Origin of the sequence: Nakamurella multipartita DSM 44233 (assembly GCF_000024365.1) — a bacterium.
Lineage (GTDB): Bacteria > Actinomycetota > Actinomycetes > Mycobacteriales > Nakamurellaceae > Nakamurella > Nakamurella multipartita.
This window is the reverse complement of the sequence record NC_013235.1, coordinates 3,115,392-3,131,625: the sequence shown is the minus strand read 5'-3', so window position 1 is coordinate 3,131,625 and position 16,234 is coordinate 3,115,392. Positions and strand designations below refer to the sequence as shown.

Annotated in this window: 18 protein-coding genes and 1 pseudogene; 11 read left to right on the top strand and 8 right to left on the bottom strand. The window is 68.3% G+C overall.

From position 1 onward, the window contains the following. Positions 1 to 878 precede the first annotated feature (878 nt). The gene (locus NAMU_RS14150) at positions 879 to 1,676 is read left to right on the top strand and encodes an alpha/beta fold hydrolase (protein ID WP_015748089.1); all 798 of its coding nucleotides are present in this window, start codon (positions 879 to 881) and stop codon (positions 1,674 to 1,676) included. A 107-nt stretch (positions 1,677 to 1,783) separates the two neighbouring features. Here the strand turns inward: NAMU_RS14150 and NAMU_RS14145 are convergent, their stop codons facing one another. Further along, the gene (locus NAMU_RS14145) at positions 1,784 to 2,242 is read right to left on the bottom strand and encodes a MarR family winged helix-turn-helix transcriptional regulator (RefSeq protein WP_015748088.1); all 459 of its coding nucleotides are present in this window, start codon (positions 2,240 to 2,242) and stop codon (positions 1,784 to 1,786) included. Between the two features lie 60 nt (positions 2,243 to 2,302). On the opposite strand from NAMU_RS14145, the gene NAMU_RS14140 reads away from it, so the two are divergent. Then, the gene (locus tag NAMU_RS14140) at positions 2,303 to 2,671 is read left to right on the top strand and encodes a VOC family protein (protein ID WP_015748087.1); all 369 of its coding nucleotides are present in this window, start codon (positions 2,303 to 2,305) and stop codon (positions 2,669 to 2,671) included. Positions 2,672 to 2,684: 13 nt separating this feature from the next. On the opposite strand, the gene NAMU_RS14135 is transcribed toward NAMU_RS14140, so the two are convergent. Genes NAMU_RS14135 through NAMU_RS30010 form a run of 3 tightly spaced genes read right to left on the bottom strand, consistent with a single transcriptional unit; the run spans position 2,685 to position 5,193 of the window. Further along, positions 2,685 to 4,265 carry a hypothetical protein gene (locus tag NAMU_RS14135; protein ID WP_015748086.1) on the bottom strand — a complete coding sequence of 527 codons (1,581 nt, stop codon included), beginning with the start codon at positions 4,263 to 4,265 and terminating at the stop codon, positions 2,685 to 2,687. Next, positions 4,247 to 5,032 (bottom strand): ABC transporter ATP-binding protein, encoded by a 786-nt coding sequence (locus tag NAMU_RS14130; RefSeq protein WP_015748085.1) that lies wholly within the window; start codon positions 5,030 to 5,032, stop codon positions 4,247 to 4,249. The genes NAMU_RS14135 and NAMU_RS14130 overlap by 19 nt, the downstream gene beginning before the upstream one ends. After that, positions 5,029 to 5,193, bottom strand: a complete 165-nt coding sequence (locus NAMU_RS30010; protein WP_015748084.1) for a hypothetical protein — start codon at positions 5,191 to 5,193, stop codon at positions 5,029 to 5,031. Before NAMU_RS30010 ends, NAMU_RS14130 begins: the two co-directional genes overlap by 4 nt. A gap of 315 nt (positions 5,194 to 5,508) precedes the next feature. Here NAMU_RS30010 and NAMU_RS14125 point away from each other — a divergent pair, with 315 nt between their 5' ends. Together NAMU_RS14125 and NAMU_RS14120 are read left to right on the top strand one after the other, a co-directional pair. Then, positions 5,509 to 6,141, top strand: coding sequence for an NUDIX hydrolase (locus NAMU_RS14125; RefSeq protein ID WP_015748083.1), 633 nt, complete (start codon positions 5,509 to 5,511; stop codon positions 6,139 to 6,141). Between the two features lie 407 nt (positions 6,142 to 6,548). Continuing rightward, positions 6,549 to 8,018, top strand: coding sequence for a flavin-containing monooxygenase (locus NAMU_RS14120; protein WP_015748082.1), 1,470 nt, complete (start codon positions 6,549 to 6,551; stop codon positions 8,016 to 8,018). 91 nt (positions 8,019 to 8,109) lie between these two features. On the opposite strand, the gene NAMU_RS14115 is transcribed toward NAMU_RS14120, so the two are convergent. After that, entirely contained in the window at positions 8,110 to 8,535 is a 426-nt protein-coding gene (locus tag NAMU_RS14115) for a YchJ family protein (protein ID WP_015748081.1), read from the bottom strand. A gap of 110 nt (positions 8,536 to 8,645) precedes the next feature. Between NAMU_RS14115 and NAMU_RS14110 the strand changes: the two genes are divergently transcribed. The 4 genes from NAMU_RS14110 (at position 8,646) to NAMU_RS14095 (ending at position 11,231) form a co-directional block, all read left to right on the top strand. Then, positions 8,646 to 9,008, top strand: a complete 363-nt coding sequence (locus tag NAMU_RS14110; protein ID WP_052307947.1) for a M20/M25/M40 family metallo-hydrolase — start codon at positions 8,646 to 8,648, stop codon at positions 9,006 to 9,008. 45 nt (positions 9,009 to 9,053) lie between these two features. Then, entirely contained in the window at positions 9,054 to 9,701 is a 648-nt protein-coding gene (locus NAMU_RS14105; protein WP_015748080.1) for a helix-turn-helix domain-containing protein, read from the top strand. A gap of 438 nt (positions 9,702 to 10,139) precedes the next feature. Next, complete coding sequence (locus tag NAMU_RS14100; RefSeq protein ID WP_015748079.1) at positions 10,140 to 10,574, top strand: VOC family protein; 435 nt, start codon at positions 10,140 to 10,142, stop codon at positions 10,572 to 10,574. 15 nt (positions 10,575 to 10,589) lie between these two features. After that, positions 10,590 to 11,231 (top strand): winged helix-turn-helix transcriptional regulator, encoded by a 642-nt coding sequence (locus tag NAMU_RS14095; RefSeq protein ID WP_015748078.1) that lies wholly within the window; start codon positions 10,590 to 10,592, stop codon positions 11,229 to 11,231. 13 nt (positions 11,232 to 11,244) lie between these two features. Here the strand turns inward: NAMU_RS14095 and NAMU_RS14090 are convergent, their stop codons facing one another. Beyond that, positions 11,245 to 11,754, bottom strand: coding sequence for an OsmC family protein (locus tag NAMU_RS14090; RefSeq protein WP_015748077.1), 510 nt, complete (start codon positions 11,752 to 11,754; stop codon positions 11,245 to 11,247). 112 nt (positions 11,755 to 11,866) lie between these two features. Here NAMU_RS14090 and NAMU_RS14085 point away from each other — a divergent pair, with 112 nt between their 5' ends. From NAMU_RS14085 to NAMU_RS31820, 3 genes and pseudogenes are all read left to right on the top strand, one after another. Further along, positions 11,867 to 12,811: a hypothetical protein gene (locus NAMU_RS14085; RefSeq protein WP_015748076.1), complete on the top strand. Its 945-nt coding sequence runs from the start codon at positions 11,867 to 11,869 to the stop codon at positions 12,809 to 12,811. After that, entirely contained in the window at positions 12,808 to 13,395 is a 588-nt protein-coding gene (locus tag NAMU_RS14080; RefSeq protein WP_015748075.1) for a hypothetical protein, read from the top strand. Before NAMU_RS14085 ends, NAMU_RS14080 begins: the two co-directional genes overlap by 4 nt. Beyond that, positions 13,343 to 13,672 (top strand): annotated as a pseudogene (locus NAMU_RS31820) (GNAT family N-acetyltransferase); the annotation flags it as partial. The gene NAMU_RS14080 and the pseudogene NAMU_RS31820, both read left to right, overlap by 53 nt. A gap of 55 nt (positions 13,673 to 13,727) precedes the next feature. Here the strand turns inward: NAMU_RS31820 and NAMU_RS14075 are convergent. Both NAMU_RS14075 and NAMU_RS14070 read right to left on the bottom strand, forming a co-directional pair. After that, entirely contained in the window at positions 13,728 to 15,041 is a 1,314-nt protein-coding gene (locus NAMU_RS14075) for a DUF222 domain-containing protein (protein ID WP_015748074.1), read from the bottom strand. 148 nt (positions 15,042 to 15,189) lie between these two features. Further along, a complete protein-coding gene (locus tag NAMU_RS14070) occupies positions 15,190 to 16,215 on the bottom strand; it encodes an LLM class flavin-dependent oxidoreductase (RefSeq protein WP_015748073.1) in 1,026 nt (341 codons plus the stop codon). Positions 16,216 to 16,234: the final 19 nt, after the last annotated feature.

Sequence of the window (16,234 nt, the reverse complement as noted above, 5' to 3'; positions counted from 1 at the left end):
CCATGCATTATCGCGGGTAATATCGAGGCTCACAAACCGGCGCGACAAGGGCGCGGCGCGTACGTACGCGCCGCGCCTGAGGAGCTCTGTCGGTGCGGCGCTGTACACCTTGAGATGACACACAACACGCGGGAGGGGGTGATGTCATGGCCAAGCCATCCAAGGGGCAACTGTCGAAGGCCGGCTCAACGCTGGCGAAGAACTAGTCGAGCGCGACGGCGAAGTCCCAAGCAGGGAAGACCCTCGGTAAGGGGTAGTCGGCTGGCCGGCTGACGGCCGACCTGGTGCCGTCAGCCGCAAACCCCAGAACCCGTCCAGGACATCGAGAACAGCGAAGACTACCCGCTGACCATTGCGGTGCCCGCAATCGTGGTCGCGCTCACGAGACGCCCGCGGAGCCCCCGTCCAGCCGGAGAGAATGAGACGTGGAAAGGCCAGTTGACTTCTCCCGCAAGCGTTACATGCTATGCGGGCAATGTGGTCGCAGGTGGGTCGTCGATCTCGGTTGGGTCGATCGATGGGAACAAGCCCTGGAGAGCTGTCCCGGTTGTGGGTTGACCTGCCAAGACGAAACAGCACCGCGAGTCACAGTCGTTCCGGATGACCTTGCCCTCGCCGACCACAAAGTCGGCCAGCTCGCCTGGAACCACACCAGCACCCAAGTCGATTGGCCCTCGAAGGATTTCGATCCGGCCGCAAAGCTGACCCCTCAGACGAGGCAAATGATGGGAGGAATTACCGAGTCGCCCGATGGGCAGAACGGCAACGCTCTAAGGCCTTACACGTCGGTCCCACTGCCGATAAGGCACATTATGTCAACTAAACCCACTTCTCTCGGCAATGACCGATGCCGCCCTCAGCGTGAGTAGCGTGACGGTATGGCATTGAATCACGTAAGGCGAGGTAGCGGCAGCCCGCTGCTACTCGTGCACGGCCTCGGTGCCGGGTGGCGATCGTGGTCCCCCATCCTTGACGCGTTGGCCGAACGCCGCGAGGTCATCGCCGTCGACCTCCCCGGGTTCGGTGAGACGCCACCGTTGACCGGCGAGGTCTCGATCGCCAGCCTGACCGACTCCGTCGCCGACTTCATCCGTGAGCAGGGCCTGGACGGGGTTTCGACCGTCGGCCAGTCGATGGGTGGCCGCATCGTGCTCGAGCTCGCGCGGCGTGGAGTGGGCGGCGACACCGTGGCGTTGGACCCGGGCGGCTTCTGGAGCGACCGCGAAGTCGCGGTCTTCGGTGCCACGCTGCGGCCGTCGATCGCTCTGGTCCGAGTCCTGCGAGGCGTGCTGCCGACGCTGCTCGGCAGCCGCGTGGGGAGGACGTTACTTCTGGCGCAACTGTCGGCACGGCCGTGGGCGCTCTCGCGAGAAACCGTGCTGCCCGACGTGCGCGGGCTGGCCGACTCCCCGGCGACTGGGGCTGCTTTGGCCGCCCTGGTCAAGGGTCCCAAGCAGCAGGGCGCCCCGGCGGGCTCGGTGCCCGGCCGGGTCACCATCGGTTGGGGTCGTCGTGACCTGGTGACCCTGCCGAGACAGGCCGCACGTGCAACAGAGCTATTCCCCGACGCGGTGCTGCACTGGTTCGACCGATGCGGTCATTTTCCACAATGGGACGTACCGCTCGAAGCGACCCGACTGATTCTTGATAAGACCGATGAGGTTCTGCCCGGGTGACCCTTTGACCGACCCTGTCGCTGTGTTCAGACTGGTCAAAGTTCGTGGGCTTTCGGACGACAGTGCGGTCTTGATGACAGCGGGCCCCTCCCACCTGCCGGCCCGGTTCATAGTTGATCGTGGCCACTGTTCAGCGCCTGGATCATGCTCCGCAGCATCCGGGACATGTCCGCCTGCTCGGCGCTGGTCAGACCCTCCAGCATCCTGACTTCGACGGACCGGACTGCCGCGGTTGCCTTCGCCAGGTTGCGCCGGCCCTGCGGCGTGAGTTGCGTGGGCAGAACCTTGCCGACGGGTGCCGCCGCCGGCCGGGTGATGGAACCCTCTCGCTCCAGAGCCTGGAGCAGCACGTTCATCGATTGCCGGGTGACGAATGCCCCGCGCGCGAGCTCGGAACCGGACAGGCCCGGACGTTGCGCCAGCAGCTCGAGGCACGAGTAGTGCGTCACGCTCATGCCGAGCGGTCGCAGGACTTGCTCCATGGCCACCCGAAGCGCGCTGGACGCCTCTTTCAGCAGGTAGCCCAGTGACGTTTGCAGATCGATGCCGACCCCGTCTTGACTCATGTCAGCATTCTGACATAGCCTCGGCACGTGTCAATTAACTGACACGTCGAAAGGAGAACCATGCCCGCCATCGGTCCCGATTTCATCTCGCTTCAATCGCGAGACCTCGATGCGTCCCGAGCGTTCTACGAGCGGTACCTCGGCCTCGTCCGCTCGCCGGTCGGACCGCCGCACGCCGTCGTGTTCGACACGACGCCGATCGCCTTCGCCTTGCGCGATGTCGTGCCCGGCACCGATCTGACATCCGTTGCGCAGCCCGGCATCGGGGCTGCGATCTGGTTGCGCGCGACCGACGTTCAGGACATTCACGACGCACTCGTGGCCGACGGTCACCCCATTGTCTCGGCACCGATCGACGGTCCCTTCGGTCGAACCTTCACCTTTGCCGACCCGGATGGCTACCAGGTCACGCTGCACGATCGCGCCTGAATCGCCAAGCGTGTCATACCTTTTCGATGCGGATGAGAAGTTCGGCCTGATGGAGATCGAGCCAGCGACCGATCCAGCGCAGGCTGGCGTACCAGGCGCCGGCGGCGTAGACGACCGCCGCGGGTACGGTCAGATACAGCCACCCGGCACCCTGTGCGGCCGGCAGCGCGGCCAACGCGAAAACCGGTGCGGTGGAGACGATCCAGGTCGCCAGCGCGATCGCGTTGAGGAACGGGTTCGGTCGGTTGGGACCCGTCGCGGTGTCCTTCGAACGGGGCTCGCCCTGGGCCAGTTTGACGTTGAAGACCCGCATTCCGGCGTAGGCGGCGGCCAGGCTCGCCAGGCCGAAGATCAACGCCGGCAGGACGTAGGTCAGCTCGGCGCGGTAGATCGCGATGACGGCCAACGCCGTCAGCAGGATCGGTACGTCGACCAGGACGCTGCCCAGATCGCGTCCGATCAGGTCGTCCGACGCCCGGCCCCGGGCGACCACGTTCGTCCACAGGGCCGATGAGTGCAGGCCGATCTCGTTCAACCGGCGGCCGACGACGATGAACGAGACGGAGCAGACTCCGAAGACGGCCATGCCCGGCCCGCCGAGATCGAACAGCGCGGCCGCGACGACGGTGAAGATGCCGCCGAAGACCAGGGTCGTGACGATCACACCGGGCAGCCGGGCGGGTTCGCGCCACAGCAGTCGCAGTTCCAGTGCGGCGACGGCCCCCCGTCGATTGCCGGGCAACCACGTGGCGAATCGGGCGAAGGGGTCCGTCTTGCCGCGGGACCGGATGGTGGAACTGTCCTGCGCGAGCATGGCCCGCGCGATGATCAGGGTCCACAGCCACACCTCCAGGCCGATGACGACGACCGATCCGCCCAGCCAGGCCAGGGCCACGCTGGTCTGACCCTGCCCAGCCGCGGCCATGGCGACGCCCGGCCAGGCCGGTGGCACCCAGGCGAAGACGCCGGCCGTACCGGTGGCGGCGGCCGGATCGGCGTACTGGGCCTTGAGCAGGAAGAACATCACGACCGGCACCGACGTCAGGGCAAACGTCACCAGCGTCAGGAGGTCTCGGGCGTGCCGTTGCCGGCCGAGCAGGTCAGCCCCGGTCGAGATGACCTGCCCGGTGACGGCGCACATCACCACCAGCACCAGGGCGGACACTCCCAGCAAGGGGAGGTTCGCGGCCGCGTCCGGGAAGCTCAGGGCCAGGACGATCGCCGTGGCTGCCGTCAACCAGACGCCGGGCGAGAGGATGAACGTGCTCGAAAGGCCGCCGGCGAGCGCGAGGGGCCGCACCGGCAGAAGTTGGAATTTCCGAACGTCCAGATCACGCCGTCCGCCGTAGGCCAGCGGCAGCACGACCCACAGGAACACGATGGAGAAGCTCAGTTGCGCGAACAGCGGGCCGGGTTCGGGCATAGTGCCGGACCGGGCCACACTCTCGTAGACGGTCCCCCCGTAGCGGTAGATCAGGTAGCCCAGCACCAGGGCCGCCACGACCGCCGTCTGTACCCGGCGGGAATCGTTGCGGAAAGCGGCCACGCGGCTGCGCATCAACCGGAGCTTCAGGCTCAGGATGATCCCAGCCACGACAGTCCCTCCGTGTTCTGGTCCTGCTCGCCGATCAGTTCGAGGAACGCATCCTCCAGTCGGGCGCCGTGACGCACCTGCTCGATGGTGCCGGTGGTCCTGATCCGGCCGAGATCGATGACCACGACGTGATCACAGAGCCGCTCGACCACGTCGAGCACGTGGCTGGAGAAGACCACCGTGCCGCCGTCTTCCACATGACGGTGCAGGACGGCCTCGATCGAGCGGGTCGACACCGGGTCGATCGCCTCGAACGGCTCGTCCAGGAACAGCACCTGCGGGCCATGCAGCAGTGCCGCGGCCAGGGCCACCTTCTTCGTCATGCCGTGGCTGTAGTCCACGACCATCCGGTCCGCGGCCTCGTCCAGGCCGAGCACGTGCAGCAATCGGCGGGAGCGCTGGACGACCAGATCGCGATCCAGACCACGAATCAGGCCGTTGTACAGGAGCATTTCGGCACCGGTCAGCCGGTCGAACAACGCCATGGTCTCCGGGAGGACCCCGAACTGTTCCTTGGCGGCGACCGGGTTCGCCCAGACGTCGATGCCCATCACCGACACCGAGCCGGCCGTCGGCGGCAACAAGGCCGTGCACATCTTCATCGTCGTGGTCTTGCCGGCGCCGTTCCGGCCGACCACGCCGACGAAGGAACCGCGGGGCACCGACAGGCTGATCCCGTCGACGGCCGTGTGGTCGCCGAACCGTTTGGTCAGGCCCTCGAGAACCACTGCGGCATCGGCTCCGCCGCTGGGTGTGGAGCCGGTCATGACTTCTTGCGCCGCCCGAAGAAGCCCCGCTTCGGGTCGGTGGCCACCGCCACCAGGAGGATCCCGACGGCCACGAAGATCAACCACTGCATATCCCGGAGGTAGCCGAAGATCCCGACGATGACCGCGATGGCCAGCAGGCCCCAGTAGGCGAACTTCATACTTCCTCCATGACGTGCGCCGCCCGCCGGCGGATAGCACCCGGCCGGGCAGCCGGATACGGTGGTGGCCGGTCGACCGCGAATGCGAGAGGCCGAACGAGACCTCGGATGCAGTTCAGCGGACGGGGCCCGGAGCGCGGAATAGCGCAGGCACTACATGCTGACGACCGCCTGCGGCGCTTCACCCAGATGGTCAAGCAGGCCGAGTCCTCGTTGCGCAGCCCTCGCCCGATGGGTGGCGGATCGGCGTCTTGACGTGGGACTTGTTCTTGCAAGTGTTGTCCCTGTCCACCCCCCCCGAGGGAGAGAAACCCCATGACCGAAGGGTTCGTCAACTTGCCGGTGATCTGGCGACATTGGCAAGATCGGCCCGTGGATGCCGGAATTGACAGTGCCGTCGTGACGCTGGTCGCCGGCGTGCGTGCTCATGACGAGCAGGCCAGCCAACACAAGGCTCGAGCGCTAGAGTGGCTCAGTCGGACCAATGACATCTATAGGCGCGAAAGGCCGCGGACCCCGTCGCCACACCTTGTTTCCTACTTCTTGGTGATCGACCGGCACGCTCGGGAGGTTCTACTCTGCGATCACCGCATGTCCGGCTTGTGGTTGCCGACTGGCGGTCACGTCGAGCCGGGTGAAGATCCGGTGGACACCGTCCGCCGAGAGGCAAGGGAGGAACTCGGGATAGAGGCCCGCTTCGACGCGCACTACGGTGGCAGACCGTTCTTTCTGACTGTTTCGGACACGGTCGGCCCACCAGATGAGCGGCACACCGACGTCAGTCTGTGGTTCGCGCTCGCCGGGCGGCGTGACCAGCGGCTTGAGCCCGATGAACGAGAAATCGTCGAGGTGCGGTGGTGGAGCCAGGACGAGCTGATTGACGCGGATCCGAGCCGCTTCGAACCGCACCTGCTGCGCGCCCTGGACGTTGTGGCGATGGAGGGCTAGTGGCAAAGAGTGAGCTAACTGAAACGGGTATCAATGTTCTGACCGCACAACCGACTCGACCGGTTGTTGGTAGACCCCGATTGCCCTTGTCGCGAATGAACGCGCTTTCTCGCGGTGCTCGCCCGGCTTCCGTCGTGCTCGAACCCTACTGGGACTATGACCAGATCTAGCCGCCGGACGGCTACGTCCGGGAACCGTCGAGCCAAGCCAACGATTGACCGGCCCCGACTCCCCCGGCCCAATGGTCCGGGCTGACCGCACGATCGGCCACCTGAGAACGAGCCGGCTGCTGTGATCGTCCTGGCCTGTGACCGAATGTCGTCGATCGAATTGACGGATCATCGGGGAGTTGATCTGCTGAAGACAGGCCCGGGCCGCGCAGGCCCTCGAATGATCCGGAGGGGCCCATGGAGCGTCTCGACGCTGGCGCACGGGTGGCGGTGATCGGGGCCGGCCCGGGTGGTCTGGTCGCGGCCAAGGAAGCGATCGAGGCTGGGTTCGAGGTCACCGTGTTCGAGGCCAGTGACGATCTCGGCGGGCAGTGGAACACCGCGGCGGCGCACAGCGGGATCTGGCCGGGCATGCGCACCAACACCAGCCGGGCGATGACCGCCTTCTCGGATTTCCCGCCACCGCCGACTCACGAACTGCACCCCTTCGCCGAGCAGGTCCACGACTATCTCCGCAGCTACGCCGACGCGTTCGGGGTCGCCGAACGCATCCGTTTCCACACCCGGGTCGATGACGTGCGGCCGGCCTGGCTGGTGGACGGGGAGCCGTTCAACGCGGTGATCGTGGCCACCGGGCGATTCCGCCGCCCAGTGCTGCCGGCCGGCCTGAGCGGCTTCACCGGAGAGGTCCTGCACGCGTTCGACTACCCCGGCGCCGACCACTTCCGCGGCCGGCGCGTGCTGGTCTACGGCAACGGGGTGAGCGGGCACGAGATCGCCTCGGACCTGGCGACGGTCACCGATGTCGTATCGGCGTACCGCAAACCGCGGTACATCCTGCAGAAGAACGTGGACGGTGTGTCGTCCGACTGGCAGTGGTACACGCACGTCGGCGCATTGCGTCGCGCCGCGATGCCGCCGGCCGACTACGGCGAGCTGCTGCGCGAACGAGTGCTGCGCGTCGCCGGAAATCCGGCCGACTTCGGCGCGCTCGAGCCCGGTCGGGATTTTCTGACCGCCGGTCATTCGCTGTGCCAGGATTACCTCGAGCAGGTGCGGGCCGGGGCCATCGTGTGCCGGCCCGTCATCGTCGAGGCTCGCGGCGACCAGGTGACCTTCGCCGACGGCAGTCACGAGCGGATCGACGCGATCGTGTGCACCACCGGCTATCGCCTGGATATCCCCTTCCTGTCCCCGGATCTGTGGTCGGTGCTCGGACCCGACCTGCGGCTGCATCTGCGCACGATGCATCCCGATCTGCCGTTCTTCGGGGTCGTCGGTGAGTTCAATCTGCAGGGGCCGTACTTCCCGCTGCTCGAACTGCAGGCCCGCTGGATCGTGAATACCTGGACGGGTGTCGGCCCCGGGCTGGACGACGTCGCGGCCCGAGCCGGCATCGCCTCTCCCCCGCCGGTTGTCGACTCGCACAACGTCCTGGCCGTTGCCCTGGCCGAGGCGGCGGGGGTGGCGCCGGACGTCCGGTCGCGGGTCGACCTGGCCGAGCCACTGCTGCTCGGTCCGATGCTGCCGCCTCGCTATCGGCTCGACGGGCCCGGAGCTCGCGCCGACGCTGCGACGACCTTTCGCCATCAGTTGGCGGCCTCCCCGCGTGCGCCGGTGGAGCCCGACGACGTCGCCGCGCTGGTGGAACTCGGCTACGGCGACCTGCTGCCCGCCGTCGACCCGGCCGACGCCCCTGGCAGCTGAGCGATCTGCCCGGTACTCGGTTGGCGTCATGGTCGGCCGGCGCACCGCACGAATCGGTCTGCGGTCCGTGGGGTCCGGGCCGACCGCAAGATCATCGTCCTACGGTCGGCCCGGAGTCGATGGGCTGCTGGTAGACCCAGTCGCCGTTCTCGCGGGCGAACGCGCTGTTCTCGTGGAGCTCACCCGGTGTCCCGTCGTGCTCGAACCGGGCCACGAATTCGACGGTCCCGGTGGTGTGGAAGGCGCTGCCACCCGTGCGGCCAAGGATCTGCAGCCCGGTCCACCGGGTCCCCCGCTCGAAGGTGAGCACCCGCGGCCGGTGCGCCGCCGACCAGGTTCGCAGCAGGTAGTCGCGGTCCTGCACCACGAAGGCGCTGTACCGCGACCGCATGAGCTGCTCGGCGGTGGCCGCTGTGGCCTGCCCCCGATGCAGCAGGCCACAGCAGTCTGGATACTGGGCGCCCAGACCGCAGGGACACGGCCCCGCAACCGCACGCCGTCCGGAAGGTTTTGCCATGCGCCGATTATCGACCCGGCGCCGGCTGGTCGGCGCAGCGCGTCGGCGATCGCCCGCTCGGCCCGCTCGGGTCGGCCGGCTGATCTGGTTTGCTCCCATGCCCACTCGACGTGCGTCACCCGGACGACGACGTCACCGCCGCCGTGGTCGCCGACATCACCCGCCGGGCCACCGTGGCGGCCGCGGCCGAGGGCTGTGAACTGCAGGTGGTGCCCGAGTCGGTCAGTCCGACCGTCTCCTTCCATGCCGGTCTGACCGACCGCCTCGTCCGGTCGCTTCCCGGGGCGCCCCGGCTCGACACCGGGGCCGGTCATGACGCCGGAGTGCTGGCCGCCCACGTGCCCAGCGCGATGGTCTTTGTCCGCAATCCCACCGGGGTCTCGCACTCCCCCGAGGAGCACGTGGAGGACGCCGACGCCGACCGGGGGGCGGTGGCGTTGGCCGACGTCCTGGCCGGATTGCTAACCGGCTGATCCGCCGTCCCGACAGGTCCTTCGGGGGAAGGCACAATTGCCCTCATGAGCACTGTCGGCGAGGGCCCCATCGGGAGCGGATCACCGGAGCGGGAGATCTCCCGCGAGAGCGTCGGCCTCACCGAGGGCGACCTGGAACGGGCCATCGCCGCCCAGGTGCGGTCCTACCGGCAGGCGGCCGGGGTGACCCTGGCCGACATGGCCGAACGGGTCGGCATCTCCAAGGCGATGCTGTCCAAGATCGAGAATGCCCAGACCTCCTGCAGCCTGACCACTTTGGCCCGGCTGGCGGCCGGGCTGGACATCCCGGTCACCGCCCTGTTCCGAGGCGTGGACGTCGAGCGCGAAGCGGTGTTCGTGCCGGCCGGTCACGGCGCGCAGATCGTCCGGCGGGGTTCGCGCCAGGGTCATTTGTACGAGCTGCTGGGTGCCTTGCGCGGCCCGCACAAGCGGATGGAAGCGGTGCTGGTCACCCTGACCGAGGCCTCCGAGGTCTTTCCGCTGTTCCAGCATCCGGGCACCGAACTGCTGTTCATGCTGGACGGGCAGATGGTCTACGGCCACGGCGACGCCCGCTACACGATGCGGCCCGGCGACGCCCTGCAGTTCGACGGGGAGGGCCCGCACGGTCCCAAGGAACTGCACAAGCTGCCGGTCCGGTTCCTGGCCATCACCGCCTACGGCGATCGATGACGGCACCGGCCGTCGACGGCACTGCCCTCACGAGTCCGGAAAGCCTGAGTACCGAACGGCTTCGGCTGCCGCCTCTCGGTCCTGCGCACTTGGACACCCTGTGGGCGGGGTTGCACGATCCGCAGACGCGGCGGCTCACCGGGACCCGCTCGACCTTTACCCGTCGGGCGGTCGCGGATCATCTCGAGTCGATCGGAGCCCGCGCCGATCGGGCGGACTGGGCGATCATCGACCGGGCGGGCGGTGGTCCCACCTCAAGGCCGGTTTCCGGGTGGAGGGCCGGCGGCGACACACGCTGTGCTGGGACGGGGTGTGGATCGACTCGATCCTGATGTCGGTCCTGAGCACCGACATCCGCTGATCCCGGGTGTTGACGAGCTCACTTGTTTTTTGCAAGTATCAACGCGTCCGCCGACCGACCCGTCCAGGGAGCCCACGATGACCGCGATGTTCGTCAACCTGCCCGTCACCGATCTGGATCGGTCGAAGGCGTTCTACACCTCGCTCGGCTTCACCATCAATCCGGCTTTCACCGATCACAACGCGGCCTGCGTCATCGTCGAGGAGGACCACAGCTACTTCATGATCCTGGTCCGCGAGTTCTTCCAGACCTTCACCGATCTCCCGCTCGGCGACCCCGCGGTGAGCCCGTCCTCGGCCACCGCGATCTTCCTCGACAGCCGGGAGGCCGTCGACGCGACCGTCACCGAGGGACTGGCCGCCGGCGGTTCGGAGGCGCGCCCGGCCACCGACTACGGCTTCATGTACCAGCGCCAGCTCACCGATCCCGACGGCAACGTGCTGGAATTCGGCTGGATGGACCCGGTCGCCGCCGCCCAGGGCCCCGGCGCCGTCGCGAATCAGCAGGCCTGACCAAAGGTTTCGTCGATGGCCGCGCGGGACTACGGGCAGTATTGCGGCGTCACCCGAGGTCTGGAACTCGTGGGCGAACGCTGGGCCCTGCTCATCGTGCGGGACCTGCTCGTGGGCCCGCGCCGCTACGGTGAACTGGCCGCGGGCCTGCCCCGGATCCCGAGCAACATCCTGGCGGCGCGGCTCAAGGAGTTGCAGGCGGCCGGGGTCATCCGTCGGGTGCCCCGGTCGCGGGTCATCATCTACGAGCTCACGCCGTACGGCCGCGAACTCGAGCCGATCGTGCTGGCGTTGGGGGCCTGGGGTTTCAAGGCGATGGGCGACCCGCGGGAGGACCAGATCATCACGTCCGACTCGATGACCATGGCCCTGCGGACCGCGTTCCGGCCGCAGGTGGCGTCAACGTTGCCGCCGACCGCCTACGGCGCCCACCTCGGTCCGGCCGAGTTGCTCATCCGGGTGGACGGCCCCACGTTGGACGTGACGCGAGGAGACGGGCCGGTCGATCTTGCCTTCAGCGCCGGCCCACAGATCCGCCGGCTGATCTCCGGGGAGCTCGGTCCGGACCGCGCGATCGCGACCGGGGTCGTCGACGTGTTGCGTGGGCCCGCCGATCTGCTCGACCGCTTCGCCAGGACCTTCCACCTGGCCGCTTGACCCCGGTGGTTACTCAGCCGGTGGTGGTCAGGGTGACCGAGCCGGCCGGCGGCTGGCGCAGGGTCTGCCAGACGACGCAGTAGCGCTCGGTCAGTTTCAGCAGAGCCGCGAGTTGCTCCTCGTCGGCGTCGGAATCGACCTCGAAACCGAGCCGGATCGTCGTGAAGCCGACAGGGGCGTCCTTGGCGACGGCCAGGGTGCCCCGGAAGTCCAGGTCGCCTTCGGCCCGCACGGTGCCGCCGCGCAATTCGATGCCGAGCGAGATGGCGACCGCCTTCATGGTGACGCCCGCGCACGCGACGAGCGCCTCCAGCAGCATGTCGCCGGAGCACAGCTGCGTTCCGTCGCCGCCGGCCGCCGGATGCAGCCCGGCCTCGGCCAGCGCACGACCGGTCGACACCGAGCAGGACACGCCTTCGCCGAGTTGGGCGTCGGCCCGCAGCGTGATCATCGCGCTGGTCGGGTCGTCGCGATACTGCTGTTTGAACGGGGCCTGACGGGCCACCAGGGACTGCTTGTCCATCAGCCGACCCTACTCACGCATGCCCTGCCCTTTCGGGCACCACTGCCGGTCGACCGGGCAGCCCTGGCCCCGGGTCGTTGTCCGGGCCGGGCGGCACTGGCACAGTCCGAGCATGCGGCGGGTTGCGCACGAGGACGCAGCGCGCACCGAGATCGCGGTGCGACGGTCGACGGTGCGCACCCCCGAACCGGCCGCCGGGCTGCCGGCCGACCTGGCCCGGCTCCAGCGAGCAGCCGGAAACAGGGCCGTGGCCGCGCATCTGGACCGTGTCGTGCAGCGGCACCTGGAGCCGACCATGCCGGCCGAGGTCGGCCAGTCGACCGAGACGACCGACCCGAGCCTGGCCGAACCCACCACCACCAATGCGGTCGAGCCCGGCACCGGCACCGGCACAGGCACCGGGGGAACCGCACCGGCCACTCCCAGCCGGCAGGCGCAGGTCTACGCCAAGCTGAACACGACCGACACCGGTCGGTGGGCGCTCGGCGTCATCGACAAGTGGAAGATCCCGGTCGACTACAACTTCGCCGGCGTCGGCTCGTTCCACCAGGCCGGCAAGATCTTCGTCAACCGTTCGCTGTCCATCGATGCGGCCACGCTGGTCACCATGCACGAGGCCCAGCACGCCGACACCTTCAAGTCCGGACGCGCGGCCGACGTCAGCTCGCTGCCCCGCGCCGACTACATCGCCAAGAAGATCGCGGACGAGGCAGAGGCGGTGGTCCGGCAGATCGAGGGCTCGGTGCCGATGACGGCCCGCGGGGCGAGCCTCGCGGGATCGGGGATCACCCAGGGCCTGATCGACCGGTACCGGGCGGCCTTCTACGCCAAGCGGGACCAGCTGGAGGCGGCGGATCCGACGATGAGCCGGGCCGAGATCAACCGCCTCTGCCGCATCCATGCGCGGGACACCGAGGTTACCTCCTGGTTCACCGACGGTACGTTCGTCACCTCGACCGGAGGGGCCGCCAACGTGACGTATTCGCAGCATTACGGAAAGACCTGGGACGACGCCCGCACTCCCCCGTCGCCCGCCCCCGCCGGCGGTGCCGGATGAGCGGGTTGCCGCTCGACGCGCTCGCGGCCGCCGTCGGTCCCGGTCTGGGCGAGGCGGTGCAGAGCGGATCGGCGACGATCGAGCCGACCCCGGTCCCGGGCCTGCCCGGAACGGTCGTCTGGCTGGTATGCGACGACAGCCTGGACCATCCGTTGCAGGCCTACGTCGGACATTGGCCCGATGGGCAGGTGCGGGTGCTCAGCGACGACCAGGACGCCTGGGCCGATCTCGTGCGCGACGTCGGTGCGCACATCGACACGGTGGCAACGGCTCTGGGCTATGTGCGGGCGTTCCTGGAATGCACCCGGGGTGCCGGGGTGCCCGTTCGGGAGATCACCGCGGCCGACGAGCTGCCCTGGCGTCCGGGCTCGCCGGAGGAGGAACGCCGCCGGGCCGAGTTTCTCGGCGGTCCCCCGGTCCCTGAACCGCGGGCGGTCGCGCAGGACGGCGGTTTTCACGTCGAACTGACCCTGATCGTCGGCCAGCGGGTGCAACGCAACCTGTTCGACGTCACGGCCGCCGGGGTCATCGATGCGAGCTTCACCGTGCTGGCCGACGAACTGCCGTTGCCGATCGTCCGCTGACGTGCCCGCAGTTGAGCTGGCTGACCCTGCTGCCTTCTACTCACACGTATGGGTGCTCAAGTCCGACGGCCTCGTCGTCGGATCCGCAGCGCTCACCGCTGCGCGGGGCGGCGTCACCACGCTGAAGCGGATGTACCTGCGGCCTCAGCTCCGCGGTCAAGGCTGGGGTCGCCTGCTCCTGAACACCGCCATTCAAGCGGCGGCGAGCAACGGTTGCCGGCGGATCGAGCTCGATACGAGTGAACGACAGGTTCGTGCCCGGCGCCTGTATGAAGCCGCGGGATTCGCGATACAGCGTCGGGACGGAGAGAACTGCCTCTACGCGAAGACGCTCACCGCCGGCTGCGCGCCAGTTCGGCCGGCCAAAAAAGGTCAATCTGAATCTTTGGTCGCCGGGGAGCCGGTCTCTTCGCCCAGGGAACCGATGTCGGTGGACTGGGCGGGCGGCTTGCATGGCGGTGACCGGTCGGGGTCGTCGTGGTGATCGTGCCGTCCTCGACCAGGGTTGCCCAGCCGATCACGTCCTTGGTGAGGTTGCACCGGGCGCAGCGGCCGTTGCCATTGTTCAGCGCGGTCTGGCCGCCCTTGGCCACCGCCAGCGCGTGATCGGTGTGCCGGATCGGCGCCCCGCACCAGGGCGTGCGGCACAGCTGGTCCCGGGCGGTCAGAAACGAACGGGCGACGTGTGGGAAGTCCCGCCGCCGGGCGTCGGTACTGATCAGATCGCCGGCGGTGTTGGTGTACAGCCGACGGACCCAGACCCGGGTCTTCTCGTCGGCGCGGACTAGATCCCGGGCCAGCGGCGCCGGGATCGGGCCGTAACCAACCAGCTGCGCCGGTTCGTTGTCCGCGTCCGCCAGCGTGCGATCCGTCATCACCAGATGCAGCTCGATGCCCGGATCCTGGGGCTCGCCCTCGCCGGGCGTCAGGATCCGTCGGGCGAACTCGTCGGCCATGATCTGGCCCTTGCCTCGGTGCTCGTCCGGGTCGACGGCACGCGCCATCGCGTGCCGGTGCAGCGCTCCGTAGACCGCGCAGCCGTCCTTCACCGGGAGCAGCGCGGTCACATACGTCATGCAGTCCGGCGCCGGACGGATCGAGACCCGACGATCGTTCACGGCTTTGATCGCCCGCTCGGTCGCATCGTGCGGATCCAGTCGCTGCGCCCACGCCTTGACCTCACGCTCGGTACGGGCGTCTCCCCACCCGCGCAGCTGGTCGGCGATGGCGGCGTCGATCTCGGCCCGTTGCTCCTTGCTGAGGTGCGCGGTCTCCCGCGCAACAACTGTCACCCGCCACTCGCTGGTGTCACCGCGCTCCAAAGCCCGCAGCACGCCGGGCATCTCGTGGACCAGCGTCGCGGCCAGCCCGACGTGCCGGCTGCCCCGGTGCGGGCTGTCCCGCCGAGCCAACGCCACCTGCGCGCCGACGGACCGTCGGGCATCGGCCGAATTCGTTCCTGCCGCAGTCAGCTTCGCTCGCTGCGAGGTCGCGAAGGCATCGGTCACCCGAGCTTGCGCCGCGGCGACGGCCGACTTGGCCCGCTCCAATCCGGTCAGATGATCAATCAGTCCCTCATCGCTCACGGTGATGTCGAGCGCGGCGAGTTCCGCCAGCAGCTCGGTCCATCGATCCGGGTTCGACATCTCTTGATTCTACTGCCGTGAGGAGTGAATCAACAAGTCAGACCGGTTAAGTCGTACGGGTGTTCATTACGATTGAAGGCCGAGTCCGCGTCGGTCGCCGGAAAGGCTTGCTCGTGATGGCGGCGCTCCCGCAGGCGGGCCCGACCGGTCAGCGCCAGCCCAGTCCCGGCGCGACGTGGGTCAGGATCGACTCCAGTACGCGGGCGTTGTAATCGACGCCGAGCTGGTTCGGGATGGTCAGCAGCAGGGTGTCGGCCGCGGCGATGGCCTCATCGTCGGCCAGCTCCTTGATCAGCACGTCCGGCTCGGCGGCGTAGGAGCGGCCGAACACGGCGCGGTAGCCGTCGATGTTGCCCAGCGAATCCGAGCTGCTGCGGTCCGCGCCGAAATAGGCGCGGTCCTGCGCGGTGACCAGCGGGAAGATTGACCGGCTCACCGAAATGCGCGGCTCCCGTTCATGTCCCGCCGCGGTCCAGGCGGCCCGATAGGCCTCGATCTGCTCGGCCTGCTGGATGTGGAACGGCTTGCCGCTCTCATCCTCCTTCAGGGTCGAGCTCATCAGGTTCATCCCGAGCTTGGCCGCCCACTCGCCGGTGGCGTTCGATCCCGAACCCCACCAGATCCGCTCCCGCAGGCCCGGTGACTGCGGCTCGATGGGCAGTGGACCGGGGTGCGGGTTGGCGAACATCGGTCGCGGGTTGGGCTCGGCAAATCGGGCGCCGTCGATCACCTGCAGGTACACCTCGGTGTTCTGGCGGGCGATGTCGGCCATCGTCTGACCCTCCGGCGGGCCATACCCGAAGTAACGGAACCCGTCGATGACCTGCTCGGGTGATCCGCGACTGATGCCCAGCTGCAGCCGCCCACCGGAGATCAGGTCGGCCGCGCCGGAATCCTCGGCCATGTACATCGGGTTCTCATAGCGCATGTCGATCACCCCGGTGCCGATCTCGATCCGGCTGGTCCGCGCCCCCACGGCGGCGAGCAGGGGGAACGGCGAACCGAGCTGCCGGGCGAAGTGATGCACGCGGAAATAGGCGCCGTCGACGCCTAGATCCTCGGCCGCCATAGCCAGGTCGATGGACTGCAACAGCACGTCACCGGCCGTGCGCGTCTGCGAGTGCGGCGAGTGGGACCAGTGCCCGAACGAGAGAAATCCGATCTTCTTCTTCACGGCTAGTTGAACGCTCAAC